The following is a 19,911-nucleotide window of genomic DNA, read 5'->3' as shown; positions in this document are numbered from 1 at the left end:
GGGTGGTTCGGCGTGGCACTTTTCGGAGCAATCATCTACGCCCTTGTGGGGCTGTACTCGCTTTTGGTTATTGTGCGCATCATCATCGAGATGGTGCAGGCGTTTTCCAAGCAGTTCGACCCGCCGCACTGGTTCATCATGGTGGCCGAGCCCATCTTCCGGATGACGGACCCGCCAGTGAATGCGCTGCGCAAACTTATCCCGCCGCTAAAGCTCGGCGGTAGCGGGGTGGGCCTGGATGTGAGTGTCATTGTCCTGTTTTTCATCCTCATGCTCATCCAAATGCTCGTCGGCGCCGTGCTGATTAATCCGGCACTGCGGTAGCTTTACTTGAGCTTTAACCCGGCTTTACAGCTAGGCTGGGCTACACTCGTCGAGCGAAACCGTTACAATTCAGCAAATAATGCTTCGCGCTAGCGAGTACTCACACGATTATCGAAGGGAACGCAAATGCCGCTGACACCAGCTGACGTGCACAATGTCGCTTTCAGCAAGCCGCCGATTGGCAAGCGAGGCTACAACGAGGACGAGGTCGACCAGTTCCTCGACCTCGTCGAGGACACGCTTGCACAGCTGCAGGATGAGAACGACGAGCTGCGTTCCCGTCTCGAGGAAGGCGGCACGGACGCAGTTGCTGCAGCGCCGGTGAAGCGTTCCGATGATTCCGCGAAGGTCGACGAGGCTGCCATCCGCCGCGAGGTGGAGCAGAAGGTCCGCGCTGACTTCGAGGCGCAGCTGCGTTCCGCGAAGCAGGCGCAGGAGAAGGCTGAAGCTGAGGCCCGCTCCGCCAAGGACGAGGCCGCCAAGGTCCGCAAGCAGGCTGAGGAGGCCGCGAAGGCTCCGAAGCAGGCGACCGCTCCGGCCGCTGCCGTATCCCAGCCGGCCCGCGGCGACGTTTCCGCTGACACCCACGTGCAGGCGGCCAAGGTGCTCGGCCTCGCGCAGGAGATGGCAGACCGCCTGACCAGCGACGCGCAGGCGGAGGCTTCCTCCATGCTGGCCGACGCTCGTGCCGCTGCAGAGCGCGAGATCGCCGAGGCCGAGTCCAAGTCCAAGAAGCAGATCGAGGACGCGCAGACCCGTTCCCGCACCCAGCTGCAGGACGCGGAGACCCGCTCCAAGCAGCTGGTCACCGACGCGCAGAAGAAGGCCGAGGAGACCACCAACGAGGCGCACTCTCGTGCTGAGGCGCAGATCCGCCAGGCTGAGGAGCAGGCGAACAAGCTCAAGGCTGACGCCGAGCGCAAGCACACCGAAATCATGAACACGGTGAAGCAGCAGCAGACCGCGCTGGAGAACCGCATCGCGGAGCTGCGCACCTTCGAGCGCGAGTACCGCACGCGCCTGAAGACGCTGCTGGAGTCCCAGCTGGAAGAGCTGGAGTCGCGCACCACCACCGCGCCGAACGAGAAGTAGTTCCAGGATCTTCACAAACGCCCAGCATCCCTGTAGGATGCTGGGCGTTACTCGTAACACGCAATGATCCGGCCATCACCGGGGAGCGTATCCGGAAGAACGGCTTGTGCTTAATAGAACCGGACGTCACACACGGAAGACGTAACTTCCTTCACCGCAATGAAGTGGGGGCGCATCGCGCGCCCCAAGCAGGGTGGTACCGCGCAGCAATGCGTCCCTGCACGGCTGAAGGAGTGATGTCATGGTTGGCAACGTTTACCCCAAAGTGGACATGACCGGCGGCAGCGACCGCTTCCCGGAGATGGAACGAGTCGTCCTCGATTATTGGAACACGGACGGCACGTTCAAGGCGTCCCTGGATCAGCGCGAGGGCTGCGAGGAGTACGTGTTCAACGACGGCCCGCCGTTCGCCAACGGCATGCCTCACTACGGCCATCTCCTCACCGGCTATGTCAAGGACATCGTGCCGCGTTTCCGCACAATGTACGGTTACCACGTGCCGCGCGTGTTCGGCTGGGATTGCCACGGCCTGCCCGCAGAGCTTGAGGCGGAAAAGCAGCTCGGCATCACCGATAAGGCCCAGATCGAGGACATGGGTCTGGAGAAGTTCAACGAGTACTGCGCCAAGTCCGTCATGCACTACGCGGGCGAGTGGGAGGACTACGTCACCCGCCAAGCCCGCTGGGTGGATTTCGAAAACGGCTACAAGACCATGGACCCGGAGTACATGGAGTCCGTCATGTGGGCGTTCAAGGAGCTCTACGACAAGGGCTTGATCTACCAGGGCTTCCGCGTTCTGCCGTACTCGTGGGCCGAGCACACTCCGCTGTCGAACCAGGAGACCCGCCTGGACGATTCCTACCGCGACCGCCAGGACCCCACCGTCACCGTCACTATGCCGTTCACCGGTGGGCGCGCAGGCTACGCGGCGGAAAAGACGTGGGCGGAGCACCCTGAGCTTCACGATGCCGCAGCCATCGCCTGGACCACGACCCCGTGGACCCTGCCGTCCAACCTGGCTCTGGCTGTCCATCCCGAGGTGGAGTACTCGTTGGTCAAGGTCGGTGCGGATGGGGCCGCAGGGTTCGTCGATAAGCAATTGCTTCTTGCCTCGACCCTGCTGGGCGCCTTTGCGAAGGAGCTCGGTGAGTACGAGGTAGTGGCTACCTTTGAGGGCGCGCAACTGGAGGGCCTGGAGTACGAGCCAGTCTTCGACTATTTCCGCGACCACGACAACGCGTTCATGATCCTCAACGCGGACTACGTGACCACCGAAGACGGCACCGGCGTGGTGCACCAGGCACCCGCCTTCGGTGAGGACGACATGCTCACCTGCCAGGAGTACGGCATCGACCTGGCCATCCCCGTCGACGCCGACGGCAAGTTCACCTCGCTCGTGCCGGAATACGAGGGCAAGCTCGTTTTCGACGCGAACCGCGACATCATCCGCGACCTGCGCGCCAAGGGCCGCGTCGTGCGCGACCAGACCATCGTGCACTCCTACCCGCACTCCTGGCGCTCCGGCGAGCCGCTGATCTACATGGCGCTGCCGGCGTGGTTTGTGAAGGTCACCGACATCCGCGACCGGATGGTGGAGCTGAACCAGGAAATCGAGTGGATCCCGTCGCACATCCGCGACGGCCAGTTTGGCAAGTGGCTGGAAGGCGCGCGCGATTGGAACATCTCGCGCACCCGCTACTGGGGCTCGCCTGTGCCGGCGTGGGTTTCCGACAACCCGGACTACCCGCGCGTGGACGTCTACGGCTCCCTGGATGAGCTGGAGCGCGACTTCGGCACCCGCCCGAAGTCCCTGCACCGCCCGCACATCGACGAGCTGGTGCGCCCGAACCCGGACGACCCGACCGGCAAGTCCATGATGCGCCGCGTGCCGGACGTGTTGGACTGCTGGTTCGAATCCGGCTCAATGCCGTTCGCGCAATACCACTACCCGTTTGAGAATCGCGAGGAGTTCGACACCCGCCAACCCGCGGACTTCATTGTGGAGTACTCCGGGCAGACCCGCGGCTGGTTCTACGTGCAGCACGTGCTGTCCACCGCACTATTCGACCGTGTGGCGTACAAGAAGGTCGTCGCTCACGGCATCGTGTTGGGCTCGGACGGGCAGAAGATGTCCAAGTCCAAGGGCAACTACCCGAACGTGATGGAGGTCTTCGACCGCGACGGCTCCGACGCGATGCGCTGGTTCCTCATGTCCTCGCCGATCCTGCGAGGTGGCAACCTGATCGTCACCGAGCAGGGCATCCGCGAGGGCGTGCGCCAGGCGCTGCTGCCGATCTGGAACGCGTACACGTTCCTGCAGCTGTACTCGTCCTCGGACGCCCAGTGGTCTGTGGATTCGGACAACGTGCTCGACCGCTACATCCTGGCCAAGACGCACGACATGGTGGCAGCTGTGGGCGAGGCGCTCGACGACACCCGCATCGCCGACGCCTGCGACGTGGTGCGTCGCTTCGCCGACACGCTGACCAACTGGTACGTGCGCCGCTCCCGCGACCGTTTCTGGGAGGGGCAGGAGGCGCATCCCGAGGCGTTTAATACGCTCTACACGGTGCTGGAGGTCGTCTCCCGTGCGGTGGCGCCGCTTTTGCCGTACGTCTCCGAGGTCATCTGGCGCGGGCTCACCGGCGGCCGTTCGGTGCACCTGACGGACTACCCGCATGCCTCCGAGTTGCCGGCGGATGCCGAGCTGGTCGCCGCCATGGATGCGACCCGTGCGGTGTGCTCTGCGGCGTCGTCAGTGCGCAAGGCGAACAAGCTGCGCAACCGCTTGCCGCTGCCGAAGCTCACCGTCGCCCTGCCGGATTCGGCCAAGCTTGAGGCGTTCCGCTCCACCATCCGCGACGAGGTGAACGTGAAGGACGTCGCTTTGACTGACGACGTCGACGCGGCCGGATCCTTCGAAGTCGTGGTTAACGCCAAGGTGGCTGGCCCGTCGCTGGGTAGGGACGTGCAGCGCGCCATCAAGAACGTCAAGGCCGGCAACTACGAGCGCCGCGGAGACGATGTGGTGGTCGACGGCGACATCGTGCTCACCCCGGAGCTTTACACCGAGCGTCTGGTGGCGGAGAACCCGGAGAGCACCGCGCGTGTCGACGCCGACGGCACCGTTGGCCTGGTCGTCCTCGACACCGAGGTCACCGAGGAACTCGAGGCTGAGGGCTGGGCTGCCGACGTGATCCGCGGTCTGCAGGATGCCCGCAAGCGCGAGGGCTTCGACGTTTCCGACCGCATCGCTGTGGTGCTGGCCGTGCCTGCGGAGAAGGAGGAGTGGGCCCGCACCCACGCCGACCACATCGCCGCCGAAACCCTGGCGACATCCTTCGACGTGGTCACCGAGCCGGTCGAGGGACACGACGTCATCGATGGCGTGACCACCACTGTTCGTAAGAACAGCTAGGTTCTTTCGGGCTGGGGTCTCACTCGTGCAGAGTGGGGCCCCTTTTTTGGCTGCTCAGCGGGGGCGTTGCACCGTCGTTCGATGATTCGCACTATGCGGCTGCATAGTTTTTCTTGCCAATATTGGGGTGGCACCCACTATGCAGCTGCATAGTTTTTGGGGGCGTTCGTGTGGGTTGCTGACTATGCAGCTGCATAGTTTCTCGTGCCAATACTGGGGTGGCACCAACTATGCAGCGGCATAGCGAATGGGTTTTATGTTCGATCCCCGGACTCGTGAAACCGTGTGTGTTGTCCACTTCAATGGACATTTTCTGCAAAACCCTTGACTCGAACACATGAGCGTTCTATAAAGGTGTCAATGTTCATGAGTAAGGGGATCAACCATGACAATTGCGGTGGACGAACGGACAGAAGATCGAACGAGTGACCTGTCGGCAGAGGTGCTCGAGGATCAGATCAAGTGCAATCAATTGTCGGCGAACCACCACCGGGCGCGGATGCTCGATGCGGTGGGGCAGTTCGACGAACAGGAGCTTGCGGAAAAGTACGGGGAGAAGTCGACGGCAACGTGGTTGCGCAGCGAGCTCAACCTCCCGCAGGCCACGGCATTCGAGTACGTGCGCGTGGCGCGAGGGCTGAGAAAGTTCAGGCTCTTGTTCGACGCATTCGAATCGGGGGTGATGCCGTATTCGACAGTCCGCTTCCTGCTCCAGTATTTGGAGGAGTGCAACGAGGAGCAATACGTCCAACTCGCGTTGAGCATGTCGTTTGCTGATCTCCAGCTTGTGCTTGCCGGGGCAAGGCCCAAAGAGAAGGACCCGACTGAGCCGTATGCCCGCGCCCGCGAGTGCGACGACGGCATGCTTGCCTTCGAGGCGCGGCTTCCGGCGGTAGCTGGCCAAAAGCTCCTGACCGCGTTAAAGGTGGCTCAGCTTGCCAGTTTCGGTCTCGAGGATGTGGACCCAGATGATCTGCAGGATCCGGAGAAGGTGCAGAAGCTTATCGACGACGCAGTTGCCGCCGAAGACGCCGTCCCATCAGAGCAAGACCGCGCTCCGCGAAAGCGCACGAAGATCACCATGGATGACATCGTGCGTTCGGTGTCGCGGTACGGGCCTCCAGAAAAGCAAGACGTTTACGCGGCGTTGTTGGCCATGGTCGATATGGTTCGCGCGAACCCAAAGAGTCCGCTTCGCAGTCCCGGCGTGCAGGTCAACCTCATGGTCAACCAGTTCGGTCAATGTTGGATGCCGGAAAACCGCTCAGCCTGTTCTGAGGATGTGCGCAGCTACCTTGCAAATGCGATGGTGCGTTTGCACTTGCTGGATGACACGGGACTGACGATCCGCGTCGGCCGTTCGCGCCGGTTCGCCACCGACGGCCAAGTGCAGGCACTGTTGGCGATCTGGGGGTATCAATGCGCTATGCCTGGATGTTCGCATAGGCGCTTCATAGAAATGCACCACATTAAGGAGTGGGAGCACGGAGGCATGACTGATTTAGACAATCTGATCCCGTTGTGCTCGAGCTGCCACTCTCAGGTGAGCCACGGAGTGGTCACCATCGAGCGCCAAGGGGCTGACCTGTTCTTCACGTTCAAAAACGGTGCCAGGTTCGTCTCGCGCAACAGGTCGCTGCCGAGGCGAATGGAGTACGTCACCGGGGATTCGTTCGCCGTGTGATCGGATTGGAACATGGTGCTACCGGTGGTGCACAGTGGTGGGCATGAACCGTTGGGTGCTGCACATCGACATGGATGCGTTCTACGCGTCGTGCGAGCAGCTGACCCGCCCGACGCTCAAAGGACGCCCCGTGTTGGTGGCGGGAGTGTCCGGCCGCGGCGTGGTCGCAGGCGCCAGCTACGAGGCGCGCAAGTACGGGGCGCACTCGGCGATGCCGACGCACCGGGCCGCGCGGCTGGTGGGTTCGAAAGCGGTGCTGGTGGCGCCTCGCAGGCCGGTTTACGCGGTCGCGTCGCGCCGGGTGTTCGAGATCATCGGCAGGTACGTGGACGTGGTGGAGCAGCTGTCCATCGACGAGGCGTTCATGGAGCCGGAAGATTTGGTCGGGGCGAGCCCGGAAGACGTGGAGCAATGGGCGAACGAGCTGCGGGCGGCGATCAAGGAAGAGACAGGCCTGCCCAGTTCGATCGGCGCGGGTCCGGGAAAGCAGTACGCCAAGATCGGCTCGGGTCGGGCGAAGCCGGACGGTGTGTTTGTCATTCCGCACGACCGGCAGCTAGAGATCCTCCACCCGATGCCGGTCAGCGAGCTGTGGGGAGTGGGACCTGTGACTGAGTCGAAGTTGCTCAGTGCCGGGATTGAAACGATCGGGGACCTAGCGAACCTCAGCGAGAAAGAGCTGGACATCGCCATCGGAGGCGCTGTGGGCAGGCAGCTGTGGTGGTTGGCGCGCGGGGTGGATGAGCGGCCGGTGGCGCCAAGGGCGGAGTCGAAGCAGATCTCATCGGAGCACACGTACCCGCAAGACTTGACCACCCCGCCGGAGGTGGACGCGGCGTTGGAACGGGCGGCTGCAGAGTCGCACCGCAGGTTGCGCAAGGATGGGCGCGGGGCGCGAACGGTGACGGTGAAGCTGCGGATGGCGGACTTTCGCATTGAGTCGCGCTCGGCGACGTTGCCGTACGCCACCGACGACGCGGAGACGCTGCTGGCCACCGCTTTCCGGATCGTGCGCTACCCCGACGAGGTGGGCCCGATTCGGCTGGTGGGAGTGTCATACTCGGGCCTGGAGGAGACGCTGCAGGACGTGCTGTTTCCGGAGTTGGACCAGGCGATTGTGAAGCCTTCGCCGGTGTCGGCAGACTACGAAACCGGCGTCAGCGACCACGAAACGCCTTTCGACACGGAGGTGCACCAGGAGACCGCTCCGGAGCGCGGCGTGTGGCGCGCGACGCAGGACGTCTATCACCCGGATTACGGGCACGGCTGGGTCCAAGGTGCCGGCAAGGGGTGGGTGACGGTGCGGTTTGAAACGCGGGCGACGGGGCCGGGCAGGATCAAAAGCCTTCGCGCGGATGATCCGCAGCTCCAGCAAGCTGACCCGCTGGATTCGTTGGCATGGGAGGACTGGTTCTCACAGCAGTAAGCGCGGGTTAACACCGGTGGCCAGCGCGGTGGCCAGCGCGATGCGGGCCTGCCCGGCGCTGAGGTAGCCGGCGGGCAACGCGCCCAGGTCGCCGAGGGTGGAGCCGCCGCCGGCGCCGCCGTAGGCGAACGACACCTCGCCGTAGGGCACCGACGTTGCGACGACCACAGGTACCCCGCGGCGCAGCAGCTTTGCGACGGCGCTGCCCATGCACGCCGACACATTGCCGGAGCCGAGGGCTTCTAAGACGAGCCCGTCGACAGGCCCGAGTGCGCGGATGAGGGCGTCGTCGGCGCCTGCCCACGCGCGGATGATGGGGATGTTCAACCCGGCCAGCGGCGCGGCAGACACCGCCATGGGGCGGGGCAGGGGTGTGCCGCTGGTGAGGGTGAAGGCGTGCTCGGCGGTGGTTTGCGTCTTCATCAACCCGCGCGCCGGGAGGGTTTCGCCCGCGAAATGGACGAGGACGCCGCAGTCGCGCCGGGTGGCGGCCACCTCGATCGCGCCGCGCAGGTTGGCGGGGCCGTCGGGGTGGGCGTGGTCGGCGGAGCGCATCGCGCCGGTGAGCACAACGGGGCGGGGACCGGCGTGGACGAGGTCCAGCGCGAGGGCAGTCTCGGCCATGGAGTCGGTGCCGTGGGTGATGACAAGGGAGGCGGAGTCGTCGAGAAGCGAAGTGCGCACGGTTTCGCGCAGCAGATCGATCTCAGCCAAGTCCATGGACGAGGAGTCGAGGCTGGCCACGTCGATGGCGCGCACCTGGCGCGTGGTGCCGCATCGGGCAACGAGATCGTCGCCGGTGAGCGTGGGCACGAGCGCGCCACGGTCGTTTGTGGTGGAGGCGATCGTGCCGCCGGTTGAGATGACTAACACGTTCATGCACACAGAGTGCCAGAAAGTTGCGGGTGTGCAGTAACGTGAAGCAAGAGATTTACGCTACGCAAGGAGAACACGTGAAAGCACCGAAACTTGTCGCAGCCGCAGCTGTCGCTAGCCTCGCACTGAGCTTGACGGCCTGCTCCGAGGATTCGGACACGACCGAAACCACCGCCTCGTCCCAGGCGGCCTCCTCCGAGGCCGCGCCGGTGGCCGAAATGCCGACGGCGGAAGAGCTCAACGCTGTGCTGCAGCGCGCTGCTGACCCGAACCTGCCCATCGCCGAGCGTGCGAACACCGTGCAGGGGGGCGAAACCACGCCGGAGCTGTTCGACCTGATGACGCAATCGCAGCAGGAATCCGGCGCGAACTTCCAGGTGGTCGACCCGGTGCTGCCGGGCTACACGGCCAACTCGGTGCTGGCCACCGTGAACTTCACCCGCCCGAACGCGGAGTCCCAGCTGGCGGAGGACGTGGAGTTCATTAACGAAGGCGGCCAGTGGAAGATCTCCCAGAGCTGGGCCTGCTTCCTGGTCAGCAACACCCTCGCCCCGGAGCAGGTGCCGGACATGTGCAAGACCGGTGCGCCGGCTGCCCCCGAGGCGCCGGCAGAAGCGCCGGCAGAGCAGGCGCCGGAAGAAGCGCCGGCCGAGGCGCCGGCCCTCTAAACGCCAAACTCCACAGCGCGGGTGATGTCTTGGACCACCCGCGCTTTGTCGTCTCCGCCATAGATCAGGCGGGTGGTCCAGGCGGTCTGGCCCGACACTGGCAGCGGGCGTTGAAGGTCCACCACGATCTGGCCCTCGGAGGTGGTGCGGGAGGAATCTACCTGCACGCTTTCGCCCTCGAGCTCGCCGGGGCCGTCGATAGTGAGGGTGTTGTTCTGGGGGCGCTCCTCAACTTTCGTGTCCAGGGTCAGCGTGTCGCCGTCGCGGGAGAGCAGGGTGTAGGTGGTGGTCCGCGTCATCGAGGTGTCTCCCGCGACACGGCTTTCCACGGTCCAGGTCGCGCCGGGGCCGATGGGCTCGTCGGGGAAGACGACGGAGTTGTTGATCAGGGTGATCAGGGTGGGCTCGACAAGCTGGAGGCCGCGCTGCGGCGCGTCGGCGGGCGCAAGCAGTTTCAGGGTGGAGATGCGGCCGGTGTCGTCGGTACGCCAGCTCATGCGGAACCCCTCGGAAGCGGCGACGTCCTGACCGATGCCCAAGTCGGAGTGCTTGCCAGAGCCGACCACGAAGTCGATGCGGGAATCGGCGTCCTCCTCGCCGTCGCCCGGGGCGGGGGCCTCGTCGGCCGTCGCGGTCAGCGGCAGGGTGGTTTTGTTCACGCTACCGCCGGCGGGGGCGTCCGCGACCTCGGCTTCGCCAGCGGCGGCCACGTGCTGATCCACGCCGGCGGACACGGCGACGGCGGTGTCCCACTCCTCGCCCGGTGAGTAGCGCACTTCCTCCGGGTTCTCGCCGGGGTTGACCAGAGTGACCGAAGGGGCGTCGAGAGGAAATGCCGGCACCCCTGCCACCGGATCGTCCTCGGCGGAGGAGCAGGCGGTGAGCGCGAGGGTGAGGGTGGCTGCGGCGGCGATACTGCGGAGGGTGCGGAACATCCTTCTCAAGCTACCTGGCCCGCGCAGCGGAATACAGACAGGCCGTGTGCGACCGGCTAAAGTGGTTTGGCGATGAAGCAGGACACGACAGCACAACGCACCCCCCGTTACCTCGGACTGGTGGTGGCCGTCATGCTCGCTATTGGCGCGGTGGACCAAGGCGTCAAACAGCTGATGCTGAACTGGCTGGAGCCTGGCGTGCCGCAGCCGGTGATTGGTGACTGGTTCCGCTTCTACCTGCTGTTCAACTCCGGCGCGGCGTTTTCCATGGGGGAGAACCTCACCTGGGTGTTCACCGCGATTCAACTGGCGTTCGTGCTGGGGGCGCTGTGGTTTGGACCACGCATGTCCTCGAAGTGGGAGGCGCTCGGCGTCGCGATGATCGCGGGCGGGGCACTGGGTAACCTGGTCGACCGGCTGTTCCGGGACCCGGGCTTCTGGTTCGGGCACGTGGTGGACTACATCTCTGTGGGCAATTTCGCGGTGTTCAACTTGGCCGATGCGGCGATTACCGTCGGCGTGGTGGTGTATTTCATCGCGGCGCTCACGGGCGAGCTGAACGGGGGCGACGATGGGCGGTGAGTTCAGGGCTTTGCCCGTGCCCGAGGGGCTTGAGGGCATGCGGGTGGACGCGGCGATTGCCAAACTGTTCGGCGTGTCCCGCTCCGTCGCCTCCGAGATGGCGGCGGAGGGCGATGTGCTTGTCGACGGAGCTGCCGCCCAGAAATCCGACCGCGTCACCGCAGGCGCGATGCTGGAAGTCACCCTGCCCGAGCCGAAGCGCGCCCCGCAGCCAGTGACCGAGCTGGTGGAGGGCCTGGAGATCCTCTACCAGGACGCGGACGTCATCGCCGTGGACAAGCCGGTGGGCGTGGCCGCGCACCCGACGCTGGGCTGGGAGGGCCCGGACGTGGTCGGCGGGTTGCAGGCGATGGGCTTCACCTTGCCGGACGCAGGGCCCCCGGAGCGCCAGGGCATTGTGCAGCGCTTAGACGTGGGCACCTCCGGCGTGATGATCGTGGCGGCCAGCGTGCCCGCGTATTCCGTGCTCAAGCGCGCCTTCAAGGAGCGCACGGTGGACAAGACCTACCACGCGCTGGTCCAGGGCCTGCCGGACCCGATCGAGGGCACCATCGACGCGCCGATCGCGCGCCACCCGTCGGCAGGCTGGAAGTTCGCCGTGACCCAGGACGGCCGTCAGAGCGTGACGCACTACAGCGTCATCGAGGCATTCCGCCGTGCGAGCCTGCTCGACATCCATCTGGAAACCGGGCGCACCCACCAGATCCGCGTGCACATGTCGTCTGTGGGGCACCCGTGCGTGGGCGACCCCATGTACGGCTCGGACCCGAACCTGGCCAAGGAGCTGGGGCTGAAGCGTCAGTGGCTTCACGCCACCAAGCTGGGCTTTACCCACCCGCGCACCGGCGAATACATGGAGGTCGCCTCCGAATACCCGGAGGATCTGCGCGCCGCGCTGGATAAAGTGCGGAACGGCTAGATGCGCGCGCTCGCGGTGGTCCTTGCGCTGGTCGCCGGATTCTGGCTGGTGGGGGAGGCCAACCCGCCCGCCCCACCAGTGCTGCAGGGCGACCAGCTCGGCCCGGAGGACGGGGAAACCCCACAGCAGTACGCCCAGCGCGCCGCAGCAACCCTCGACCATGAGGAATCGTCCTTTGCGCTGGTGACGTTCGCCCGGCCGCTCGGTCCCGACGAGGCCGCCGCAGCTCTTGCACCCGCCCCGCGCGTCAGTGCGCTTGTGGTGCCGGGGGTAGCTCCGGTGGTGGTCCCGGAGGCGTCGATAGGCAAAATGCGTATCGACGTCCTCCGGTCCGCCACCGCATCTCCAATCGCCGGAGCAGTGGTGTTTGCCCCGCGCACACAACTGGAGCAGATTAACGCCACGGAGACAGTTCTTGCTGTGGAAATGCTGCAAGCCGATGCGGTGTGGGGAGCGTTTTCTCTCTCGGCTTCCGCAACACGCGGGGGTGTATAGTTTGCGGAGTTGTACGCAGGCCCGTTTTGCACCGTTAGGCAAGGAGAGCTCTTGACTTCCTCTACCGAAAAATCAACCGGACACAAGCGTCTTAGCCGAGCAGGACTTGCGTTGGTGACAACCTCCGCGCTTTTCCTCAGCGCGTGCGGATTCGGCGGAGGCGACGACGACAACGCTGAGGGGGCTGGCCTGAACCCCGGCGATTACACCGTGGCCACCAACGAAGGCGTGTCCGACAGTGTTGTGGTCAACGGCACCATTGAGCCGATCCGTTCCGTGAACATCTCCACCTCGGTGCAGTCCGAGGTGGAGCAGGTGGCCGTCAAGGCCGGCGATCGCGTGCAGCCGCAGCAGTTCTTGGCCTCCATGAACTCCGAGCAGCTGGAGCGCCAGCTGGAGATTCAGCAGAAGCAGCAGGCCAACGCGCAGGCGGACGCCCAAGCGCAGGTGGATCAGGCCCGCGCGGCGCTTAACGCCCACCAGGAAAGCGTGAACAACGGCACTAACGAGGCCATCCGCGCCGCCCAGGCGCAGGTTAATCAGGCGCAGGCGGCGTACGACGCTGCCGTGGCCGCCAACGGCGGCGCTCGCATTGTCAACCGTGGCATCGCGGCCGTCGAGCGTGTCGCCGGCGGAATTTCCTCGGACCTCGGCATCAGGACGGCGCCTCCGGCACCACCGGCTGCGCCGGAGGCCCCGGCGGCACCGGAGGCCCCGGCCATGCCTGGCCAGCCGGGCCAGCCGGGCCAGCCGGGCCAGCCGGGCATGCCCGGTGAGCTGAGCCCTGAACAGCTGGCGCAGCTGACGGGGGAAAGCGCTGCTGGTGGTGCTGGCGCTGGCGGTGCTGGTGGCGGCGCTGCCGTGGGCCCGGGCATGAGCGTCGAAGAAGCAAGCGCGGCGCTGCAGGACGCGAAGGCGGCCCTGGCTGCGGCGCAGTCCGCGGCCGCGCAGGAGGGCAACCAGCTGCAGGCGCAGTTGGATTCCGCGATTCGACAGGCCGAAACTGCCCAGCTCGGCGACGGTGACGGCACCCTGGAATACCAAGTGCGCGAATCCACCATTTACGCCCCGATGGCGGGACTGGTCACCAGCGTGGACGTGCGCGAAGGTGACATCCCGCAGGGCAAGCTTTTGACCATCGCGGACGATTCCCGCCTGGTCATCCGCACCGACGTGCGCGAATCAGACGTGCCCAATATCAAGGAAGGCGACCGGGTGGAGTTCACCACCGCCGCGACTGGCAAGAAGACGTTTAAGGGCCGCGTCACCCGTATCGCGCCGGCCTCTGATTCCGTTGCCAGCGGCAACCAGAACCCGATGCAAGGTATGCCGCAGCAGGGCAACAACAAGTCCAACGAGGTGACGTTCCCGGTGGAGATCGAAGTCACCGGCGACAAGGAAGGCCTGCTGCTCGGCGGTTCCGCCCGCGCGGAAATCATCACCGCCGAGGCGAAGGACGCGCTGAACGTACCGCTAGACGCCGTCTACGGCGAGGACAGCGACAAGAAGGTGCTCGTGCTCGCCACGGACGGCGATGATGCGACGTCGGGCACCGTCGAGGAGCGTTCTGTGAAAACCGGCGCATCCAACGACGTGGACATCGCAGTCACCAGCGGCGAGCTGAAGCCGGGCGACATCGTGATCAACTGGCCGGAGGAGTACCAAGACCGAGTCGGTGAGAACGTGGAGATCACGGACCCGAACTTCAACCCGGACCAGGTGCGCGAGGCGCGGGAGAAGAAAGAGCGCACCACGGCCACGGTGACGGTCACCAGCACCCGTCGTGCGGCCGAGGGGCAGCAGTAGATGACGCAAGCTTCGAAGCACAATGGCATGGCCGATTCCGGCTTGCTCATCGACATGCGCAACGTGGTCAAAACCTACAACGAGGGCGAACCCAGCGAGCTGACGGTTCTGCACGGAGTGGACTTCTACGCCGACCAGGGCGAGTTCGTCTCCATCGTCGGCCCGTCAGGCTGCGGCAAGTCCACATTGATGAACTTGATTGGCATGCTGGACCGGCCGACCGAAGGGGCCTACGCATTCAATGGCGAACCGGTGTACGCCAAGGAGGACAAAGAACTCGCCTCCTACCGCAGCAAGAACATCGGCTTCATTTTCCAGAATTTCAACCTGATCGGCCGCATGGATGCGTTGCAGAACGTGGCCATGCCCATGATGTACGCGGGCGTGGAGCGCAAGGAGCGTGACGAGCGCGCCGCCGAGCTGTTGGACCGGATGGGTATGGGCGACCGTCTGCACCACAACCCGAACGAGCTCTCCGGCGGCCAGAAGCAGCGCGTGGCAATCGCGCGCAGCCTGGCCAACGACCCGAATTTGCTGCTCGCGGACGAGCCCACCGGCGCGCTGGACTCCAAGACCGGCCGCATGGTGATGGACCTGTTCCACGAGTTGAACCAGGACCTAGGCAAGGCCATCGTGTTTATTACCCACAACCCGGAGCTCGCCGAAGAGACCGGGCGCGTGGTGGAAATGATGGACGGCCGCATCGCCGGCGTGCGAGCACCGGGAGGAGCGAGCTAAATGAACATCCGCGAATCCATGCGGCTGGCCGTGTCCAGCCTCAACACCAACAAGCTGCGCTCGCTGCTGACGCTGTTGGGCATCATCATCGGCATCATGGCCGTGATCATCATCATGACGCTCGGCCGCGCCCTGGAAAACGACGTTATGGGCGGCCTCGAGGACGCCGGCACCACCACTTACCCGGTCATGGTGCACGAACGCCCGGAGGAGGGCGAGGGCGGTGACGACCCGTTCGCGGGCTTTGGCATGGCCGGGCCGACCGAAGAGCGCGACGGCATGAGCCTTGAGGAACTCGATAATTTGAGTGACGCTTTCGGTGACCGGATCCAAGGCGTCGACATCGACATCTCCGGCCAGGGCGAGGCCACCACGGGCGACGACTCTGTCTCCGTCGGCATCAACCCCGCACTTACCGGCTCTCTCGACATGCGCAGCTTGAATGTGCAGTACGGCCGCGGCATCACGCAGGACATGCTCGACGGCCGCCGCCCTGTAGCGGTGGTTTCCCCGGAGCTTGTGGAGGCGCTTTTCGACGGCGATTCCGCCGCCGCCCTCGGCTCCCGCTTCGACGTGGACGTGGACGGCACCACCAGCGTGTTCACCATCGTCGGCGTGCTGGAACGGGCGGACAAGGCCCCGGCGTTCGGCCCGTCCGCCGCCGCCGAGATTTTCATTCCCGCCACGGCGTCGGACCGGGTTGGGCTGGACGCGAGCTGGACATCGTCGTTTAGCGTGCGCTCCGCGGCCGATGAAGACGCAGAGATGTTCCGTGGGGACCTGCAGTCCTACCTTGACCGCCAGTACACGGGCAACGAGAACTACGAGGCTGAGGTCTTCGATATTTCCGCGGGACTGGAAGGTCTCACCACGATCTTCCGCACCCTGTCCACGGTGCTGTCCGCCATTGGCGGCATCTCGCTGCTTGTCGGCGGTATCGGCGTGATGAACATCATGCTGATCACGGTGACCGAGCGCACCCGCGAGATCGGCGTGCGCAAGGCGCTCGGAGCGACGCAGAACGATATCCGCGTGCAGTTCATCGTCGAGGCGATGCTGGTGTGCCTCATCGGCGGCATCATCGGTGTGATCCTCGGCGGCGCGATCGGCATGATCGCCAGCTCCGCGGTGCTGGACATGACATGGCCGCCGATCAGTGCCGTGATCTTCGCATTGCTGTTCTCGCTTGCCACAGGTGTGTTCTTCGGCGCGTACCCCGCCTCGAAGGCAGCAAAGATGCAGCCTATCGAGGCGCTGCGGTACGAATAACCGCACCGGTTTTCGAGGGGATTCGCGCCTGTCGGCGTGCCGTCTAAGATGACCCGCATGGCCAAAAAATCCTCCTTCGTGCATCTGCATAACCACACCGAGTTCTCCATGTTGGACGGCATGGCGAAGGTGGACATGCTCGCCGACGAAGTTGTGCGCCAGGGCATGCCTGCAGTGGGCATGACCGACCACGGCAACATGTTCGGTTCGAACGCGTTCTACCGCCGCATGGTGGATGCCGGGGTCAAGCCGATCATCGGCATCGAGGCGTACATGGCCCCGGAGTCCCGTTTCAACAAAAAGCGCGTGCTTTGGGGCACCCCGGATCAGAAGCGTGACGACGTTTCCGCTTCCGGCGCGTACTTGCACCAGACGATGTTGGCGGAAAACGCGACTGGTCTGCGTAACCTGTTCAAGCTGTCGTCGCTGGCGTCCTACGAGGGCCAGCTAGGCAAGTGGCCGCGCATGGACGCGGAGCTGATCGCCGAGCATGCGGACGGCATCATCGCCACTACGGGCTGCCCGTCGGGCGATGTGCAGACACGCCTGCGCCTCGGCCAGTACGACGCCGCGCTCGAGGCGGCTGCGATGTGGCAGGACATCTACGGCAAGGACAACTATTTCCTGGAGTTGATGGACCACGGCCTGCACATCGAGCGTCGTGTTCGCGAGGATCTGCTGCGCATCGGTGAAACGCTCGACCTGCCGCCGCTGGTGACCAACGACTGCCACTATGTGCTCGAGTCCCAGGCGCCGGCGCACGAGGCGATGCTGTGCGTGCAGACGGGCAAGACGCTGCTTGATCCGGACCGCTTTAAGTTCGACGGCTCCGGCTACTACATCAAAACCGCAGAGCAGATGCGTGAACTGTGGGATTCCACGGTGCCGGACGGCTGCGACAACACACTTTGGATCGCGGAGCGCGTGGGCGACTACGGCGAGCTGTGGGAGGAGCACCCGCACGACCGCATGCCGATCGCGGACGTGCCCGAAGGTCACACCCCGACGACCTGGCTGCGCGAAGAGGTATTGCGCGGTCTAAAGGAGCGTTTCGATGGTGGAGAGGTGCCGGAGGAATACCTGACGCGCGCGAGCTACGAGATCGACGTCATCGACATGAAGGGCTACCCGTCCTACTTCCTTATCGTGGCGGAGCTGATCAAGCACGCCCGTGAGATTGGCATCCGCGTCGGACCGGGCCGTGGTTCTGCGGCGGGCGCCCTGGTAGCGTACGCGCTGACGATCACCAACATTGACCCGATGGAACACGGCCTGCTCTTCGAGCGATTCTTGAACCCGGAGCGCCCGTCCGCGCCGGATATCGATATCGACTTCGATGACCGCCGCCGCGGAGAAATGATCACCTACGCCGCAGAGCGCTGGGGCGAAGACAAGATCGCCCAGGTGATCACCTTCGGCACGGTGAAGACCAAGCAGGCGATTAAGGACTCGGCCAAGGTGAACTTCGGCCAGCCCGGCTTTCAGATGGCGGACCGCATCAACGGCGCACTGCCGCCGGCGGTCATGGCGAAGGACATTCCGCTATCCGGTATCACAGACCCGGAGCATGAACGCTACAACGAGGCTGCGGAGGTCCGCTCGCTGATTGAGACGGATCCGGACGTGGCCAAGATCTATGAGACGGCCCGCGGCCTAGAAGGCGTGGTCAGGCAGGCAGGCGTGCACGCGTGTGCCGTGATTATGGCGTCGGTGCCGCTGATGGCCCACATTCCGATGTGGAAACGTCCGGCGGACGGTGCGATCATCACCGGCTGGGACTATCCGGCGTGCGAGGCCATCGGCCTACTGAAGATGGATTTTCTGGGGCTGCGCAACCTCACGGTGTTGGGCGACGCGCTGGAGAACGTGAAGAAAAACCGCGGCGAAACCATCGACCTTGAGACACTCGACACCGACAACCAGGCGGTCTACGAGCTGCTCTCGCGCGGCGACACACTAGGCGTGTTTCAGCTGGACTCGGGCGGCATGCAGGAGCTGCTCAAGCGCATGAAACCGACCGGATTTAACGATATTGTCGCCTCGCTGGCGCTGTACCGCCCGGGTCCGATGGGTGTGAACGCCCACTGGGATTACGCCGACCGTAAGAACGGGCGCAAGCCGATCACGCCGATCCACCCGGAGCTGGAAGAACCGCTCAAGGAGATCCTGGATGAGACCTACGGCCTGATCGTCTACCAAGAGCAGATCATGAACATCTCGCAGAAAGTGGCGAACTATACGGCGGGCCAAGCAGACGGCTTCCGCAAGGCCATGGGTAAGAAAAAGCCGGAGGTGCTGGCGAAGCAGTACGAGACGTTTTCCGCCGGCATGTTTTCCAACGGCTACTCCAAGGAGGCCGTGGATGCGCTGTGGGGCACGATCGAGCCGTTCGCCTCGTATGCGTTTAACAAGTCCCACGCCGCGGGCTACGCGCTGGTGTCCTACTGGACGGCGTACATGAAGGCGAACTACGCCGCCGAGTACATGGCGGCACTGCTGACCTCTGTGGGCGACAAGAAAGATAAGTCCGCGATCTACCTGTCGGACTGCCGCCACCTGGGCATTAGCGTGCTGCAGCCGGACATCAACGAGTCCGAAGAAAACTTCATGGCTGTTGGCGAAGACATCCGCTACGGGCTTGCCGCTGTGCGAAACGTAGGCGTGGAAGTGGTGGAGTCCATCAAGAAAACCAGGAAGGAAAAGGGCTCCTTCACCAGCTTCTCGGACTACCTAGACAAGATCGAGCTGGCGGCCTGCAACAAGCGAATCACAGAATCGCTGATTAAAGCCGGGGCATTCGACTCGCTGGAGCACCCGCGCAAGGGGCTCATGCTCATCCAGGAAGACGCCGTCGATTCCGTTCTTGCCACAAAGAAGGCGGCGGACAAGGGGCAGTTCGACCTCTTCGCCGGTTTCGGCGGGGAAGATGGCGCCGACAACTCCGCGTTCACCATCGAGGTGCCTGACGACGAATGGGACCGCAAACACAAGCTCGCACTGGAACGTGAGATGCTCGGCCTGTACGTCTCCGGCCACCCGCTCGACGGCTTCGAGGAGGCCATCGACGCGCAGACGGATACCCAGCTGACCACCATCCTCTCCGGCGAAATGCGCAACGGGGCAGAAGTGACCATCGGCGGGCTGATCTCCACCGTGGACCGCCGTTTTTCCAAGAAGGATGGCTCTCCGTGGGCGATCGTGACCATCGAGGACCACCACGGCGCACAGGTGGATGTGCTGCTGTTTAACAAGGTGTACGCACTGGTCGCGCCTCAGATCGTGGAGGACAACATCATTCTGGTCAAGGCGCATGTTTCCATCCGCGACGATCGTATGAGCCTGTTCGGCGACGACGTGAAGGTGCCGGAGCTTGGCCCCGGCAACGGTGCCGGGCTGCCGCTGCGGTTGACCATGCGCACCGATCAGTGCACAGCGGAGAACATCGCCAAGCTTAAAGGCGTGCTGGTGAACAACGCTGGCGATTCCGATGTCTACCTGAATCTGGTCAACGGAGAACACAGCCAGCTGATGATTCTGGGTGACCACCTGCGCGTGAACCGCTCAGCTAGCTTGATGGGTGACCTCAAGGCGACACTCGGCGCCGGGATCTTGGGCTAGCGCTCGGCCCCAAACCAAACGGAAAGCCCCGTCCGGTCACACCGGACGGGGCTTGGCGTAT

15 protein-coding genes are annotated in these 19,911 nt (G+C 64.4%); 13 read left to right on the top strand and 2 right to left on the bottom strand.

The genetic code is table 11. From position 1 onward, the window contains the following. Nucleotides 1-12: 12 nt before the first annotated feature. From CAFEA_RS07530 to CAFEA_RS07510, 5 genes are all read left to right on the top strand, one after another. Nucleotides 13-324 carry a YggT family protein gene (locus tag CAFEA_RS07530; RefSeq protein WP_034998551.1) on the top strand — a complete coding sequence of 104 codons (312 nt, stop codon included), beginning with the start codon at nt 13-15 and terminating at the stop codon, nt 322-324. Between the two features lie 126 nt (nt 325-450). Then, complete coding sequence (locus tag CAFEA_RS07525) at nt 451-1,416, top strand: DivIVA domain-containing protein (RefSeq protein WP_063938796.1); 966 nt, start codon at nt 451-453, stop codon at nt 1,414-1,416. A gap of 241 nt (nt 1,417-1,657) precedes the next feature. After that, complete coding sequence (ileS, locus tag CAFEA_RS07520) at nt 1,658-4,834, top strand: isoleucine--tRNA ligase (protein WP_063938795.1); 3,177 nt, start codon at nt 1,658-1,660, stop codon at nt 4,832-4,834. A gap of 385 nt (nt 4,835-5,219) precedes the next feature. After that, a complete protein-coding gene (locus CAFEA_RS07515) occupies nt 5,220-6,518 on the top strand; it encodes an HNH endonuclease signature motif containing protein (RefSeq protein ID WP_063938794.1) in 1,299 nt (432 codons plus the stop codon). Between the two features lie 43 nt (nt 6,519-6,561). Then, the gene (locus CAFEA_RS07510) at nt 6,562-7,944 is read left to right on the top strand and encodes a DNA polymerase IV (protein ID WP_063938855.1); all 1,383 of its coding nucleotides are present in this window, start codon (nt 6,562-6,564) and stop codon (nt 7,942-7,944) included. On the opposite strand, the gene CAFEA_RS07505 is transcribed toward CAFEA_RS07510, so the two are convergent. Beyond that, nucleotides 7,933-8,823, bottom strand: a complete 891-nt coding sequence (locus tag CAFEA_RS07505; RefSeq protein ID WP_063938793.1) for an asparaginase — start codon at nt 8,821-8,823, stop codon at nt 7,933-7,935. The two genes, CAFEA_RS07510 and CAFEA_RS07505, sit on opposite strands and share 12 nt — an antisense overlap. A 74-nt stretch (nt 8,824-8,897) precedes the next feature. On the opposite strand from CAFEA_RS07505, the gene CAFEA_RS07500 reads away from it, so the two are divergent. Then, nucleotides 8,898-9,488 carry a WKL family lipoprotein gene (locus CAFEA_RS07500; RefSeq protein WP_063938792.1) on the top strand — a complete coding sequence of 197 codons (591 nt, stop codon included), beginning with the start codon at nt 8,898-8,900 and terminating at the stop codon, nt 9,486-9,488. Here CAFEA_RS07500 and CAFEA_RS07495 read toward each other — a convergent pair. Continuing rightward, a complete protein-coding gene (locus CAFEA_RS07495) occupies nt 9,485-10,423 on the bottom strand; it encodes a DUF6263 family protein (RefSeq protein WP_063938791.1) in 939 nt (312 codons plus the stop codon). The two genes, CAFEA_RS07500 and CAFEA_RS07495, sit on opposite strands and share 4 nt — an antisense overlap. Nucleotides 10,424-10,495: 72 nt before the next feature. Here CAFEA_RS07495 and lspA point away from each other — a divergent pair, with 72 nt between their 5' ends. The 7 genes from lspA to dnaE all read left to right on the top strand — a co-directional run bounded on the left by lspA (nt 10,496) and on the right by dnaE (nt 19,850). After that, nucleotides 10,496-11,005, top strand: coding sequence for a signal peptidase II (gene lspA, locus CAFEA_RS07490; protein WP_063938790.1), 510 nt, complete (start codon nt 10,496-10,498; stop codon nt 11,003-11,005). Then, nucleotides 10,995-11,924 (top strand): RluA family pseudouridine synthase, encoded by a 930-nt coding sequence (locus CAFEA_RS07485; RefSeq protein WP_063938789.1) that lies wholly within the window; start codon nt 10,995-10,997, stop codon nt 11,922-11,924. The genes lspA and CAFEA_RS07485 overlap by 11 nt, the downstream gene beginning before the upstream one ends. Continuing rightward, on the top strand, nt 11,925-12,419 hold the full coding sequence (locus CAFEA_RS07480; RefSeq protein WP_051106352.1) for a hypothetical protein: 495 nt from the start codon (nt 11,925-11,927) through the stop codon (nt 12,417-12,419). Nucleotides 12,420-12,533: 114 nt separating this feature from the next. Then, on the top strand, nt 12,534-14,225 hold the full coding sequence (locus CAFEA_RS07475; protein ID WP_063938788.1) for an efflux RND transporter periplasmic adaptor subunit: 1,692 nt from the start codon (nt 12,534-12,536) through the stop codon (nt 14,223-14,225). Then, complete coding sequence (locus tag CAFEA_RS07470; RefSeq protein ID WP_394326893.1) at nt 14,226-14,963, top strand: ABC transporter ATP-binding protein; 738 nt, start codon at nt 14,226-14,228, stop codon at nt 14,961-14,963. It abuts the gene before it with no gap. Next, nucleotides 14,964-16,232, top strand: a complete 1,269-nt coding sequence (locus tag CAFEA_RS07465) for an ABC transporter permease (protein WP_063938787.1) — start codon at nt 14,964-14,966, stop codon at nt 16,230-16,232. It begins immediately after the preceding gene. Nucleotides 16,233-16,289: 57 nt separating this feature from the next. Then, on the top strand, nt 16,290-19,850 hold the full coding sequence (gene dnaE / locus CAFEA_RS07460; RefSeq protein WP_063938853.1) for a DNA polymerase III subunit alpha: 3,561 nt from the start codon (nt 16,290-16,292) through the stop codon (nt 19,848-19,850). Nucleotides 19,851-19,911 lie beyond the last annotated feature (61 nt).

This window comes from Corynebacterium afermentans subsp. afermentans (genome assembly GCF_030408355.1).
Taxonomy (GTDB): domain Bacteria; phylum Actinomycetota; class Actinomycetes; order Mycobacteriales; family Mycobacteriaceae; genus Corynebacterium; species Corynebacterium afermentans.
The sequence above is the reverse complement of the archived record's forward strand: the minus strand, read 5'-3'. Positions and strand labels throughout refer to the sequence as shown.

Bases quoted from the DNA above. Each gene is read 5' to 3' on its own strand.
- CAFEA_RS07525 (WP_063938796.1), top strand. From the start codon at position 451: ATGCCGCTGACACCAGCTGACGTGCACAATGTCGCTTTCAGCAAGCCG.
- ileS (WP_063938795.1), top strand. From the start codon at position 1,658: ATGGTTGGCAACGTTTACCCCAAAGTGGACATGACCGGCGGCAGCGAC.
- CAFEA_RS07515 (WP_063938794.1), top strand. From the start codon at position 5,220: ATGACAATTGCGGTGGACGAACGGACAGAAGATCGAACGAGTGACCTG.
- CAFEA_RS07510 (WP_063938855.1), top strand. From the start codon at position 6,562: ATGAACCGTTGGGTGCTGCACATCGACATGGATGCGTTCTACGCGTCG.
- CAFEA_RS07505 (WP_063938793.1), bottom strand. From the start codon at position 8,823: ATGAACGTGTTAGTCATCTCAACCGGCGGCACGATCGCCTCCACCACA.
- CAFEA_RS07495 (WP_063938791.1), bottom strand. From the start codon at position 10,423: ATGTTCCGCACCCTCCGCAGTATCGCCGCCGCAGCCACCCTCACCCTC.
- lspA (WP_063938790.1), top strand. From the start codon at position 10,496: ATGAAGCAGGACACGACAGCACAACGCACCCCCCGTTACCTCGGACTG.
- CAFEA_RS07485 (WP_063938789.1), top strand. From the start codon at position 10,995: ATGGGCGGTGAGTTCAGGGCTTTGCCCGTGCCCGAGGGGCTTGAGGGC.
- CAFEA_RS07480 (WP_051106352.1), top strand. From the start codon at position 11,925: ATGCGCGCGCTCGCGGTGGTCCTTGCGCTGGTCGCCGGATTCTGGCTG.
- CAFEA_RS07470 (WP_394326893.1), top strand. From the start codon at position 14,226: ATGACGCAAGCTTCGAAGCACAATGGCATGGCCGATTCCGGCTTGCTC.
- CAFEA_RS07465 (WP_063938787.1), top strand. From the start codon at position 14,964: ATGAACATCCGCGAATCCATGCGGCTGGCCGTGTCCAGCCTCAACACC.
- dnaE (WP_063938853.1), top strand. From the start codon at position 16,290: ATGGCCAAAAAATCCTCCTTCGTGCATCTGCATAACCACACCGAGTTC.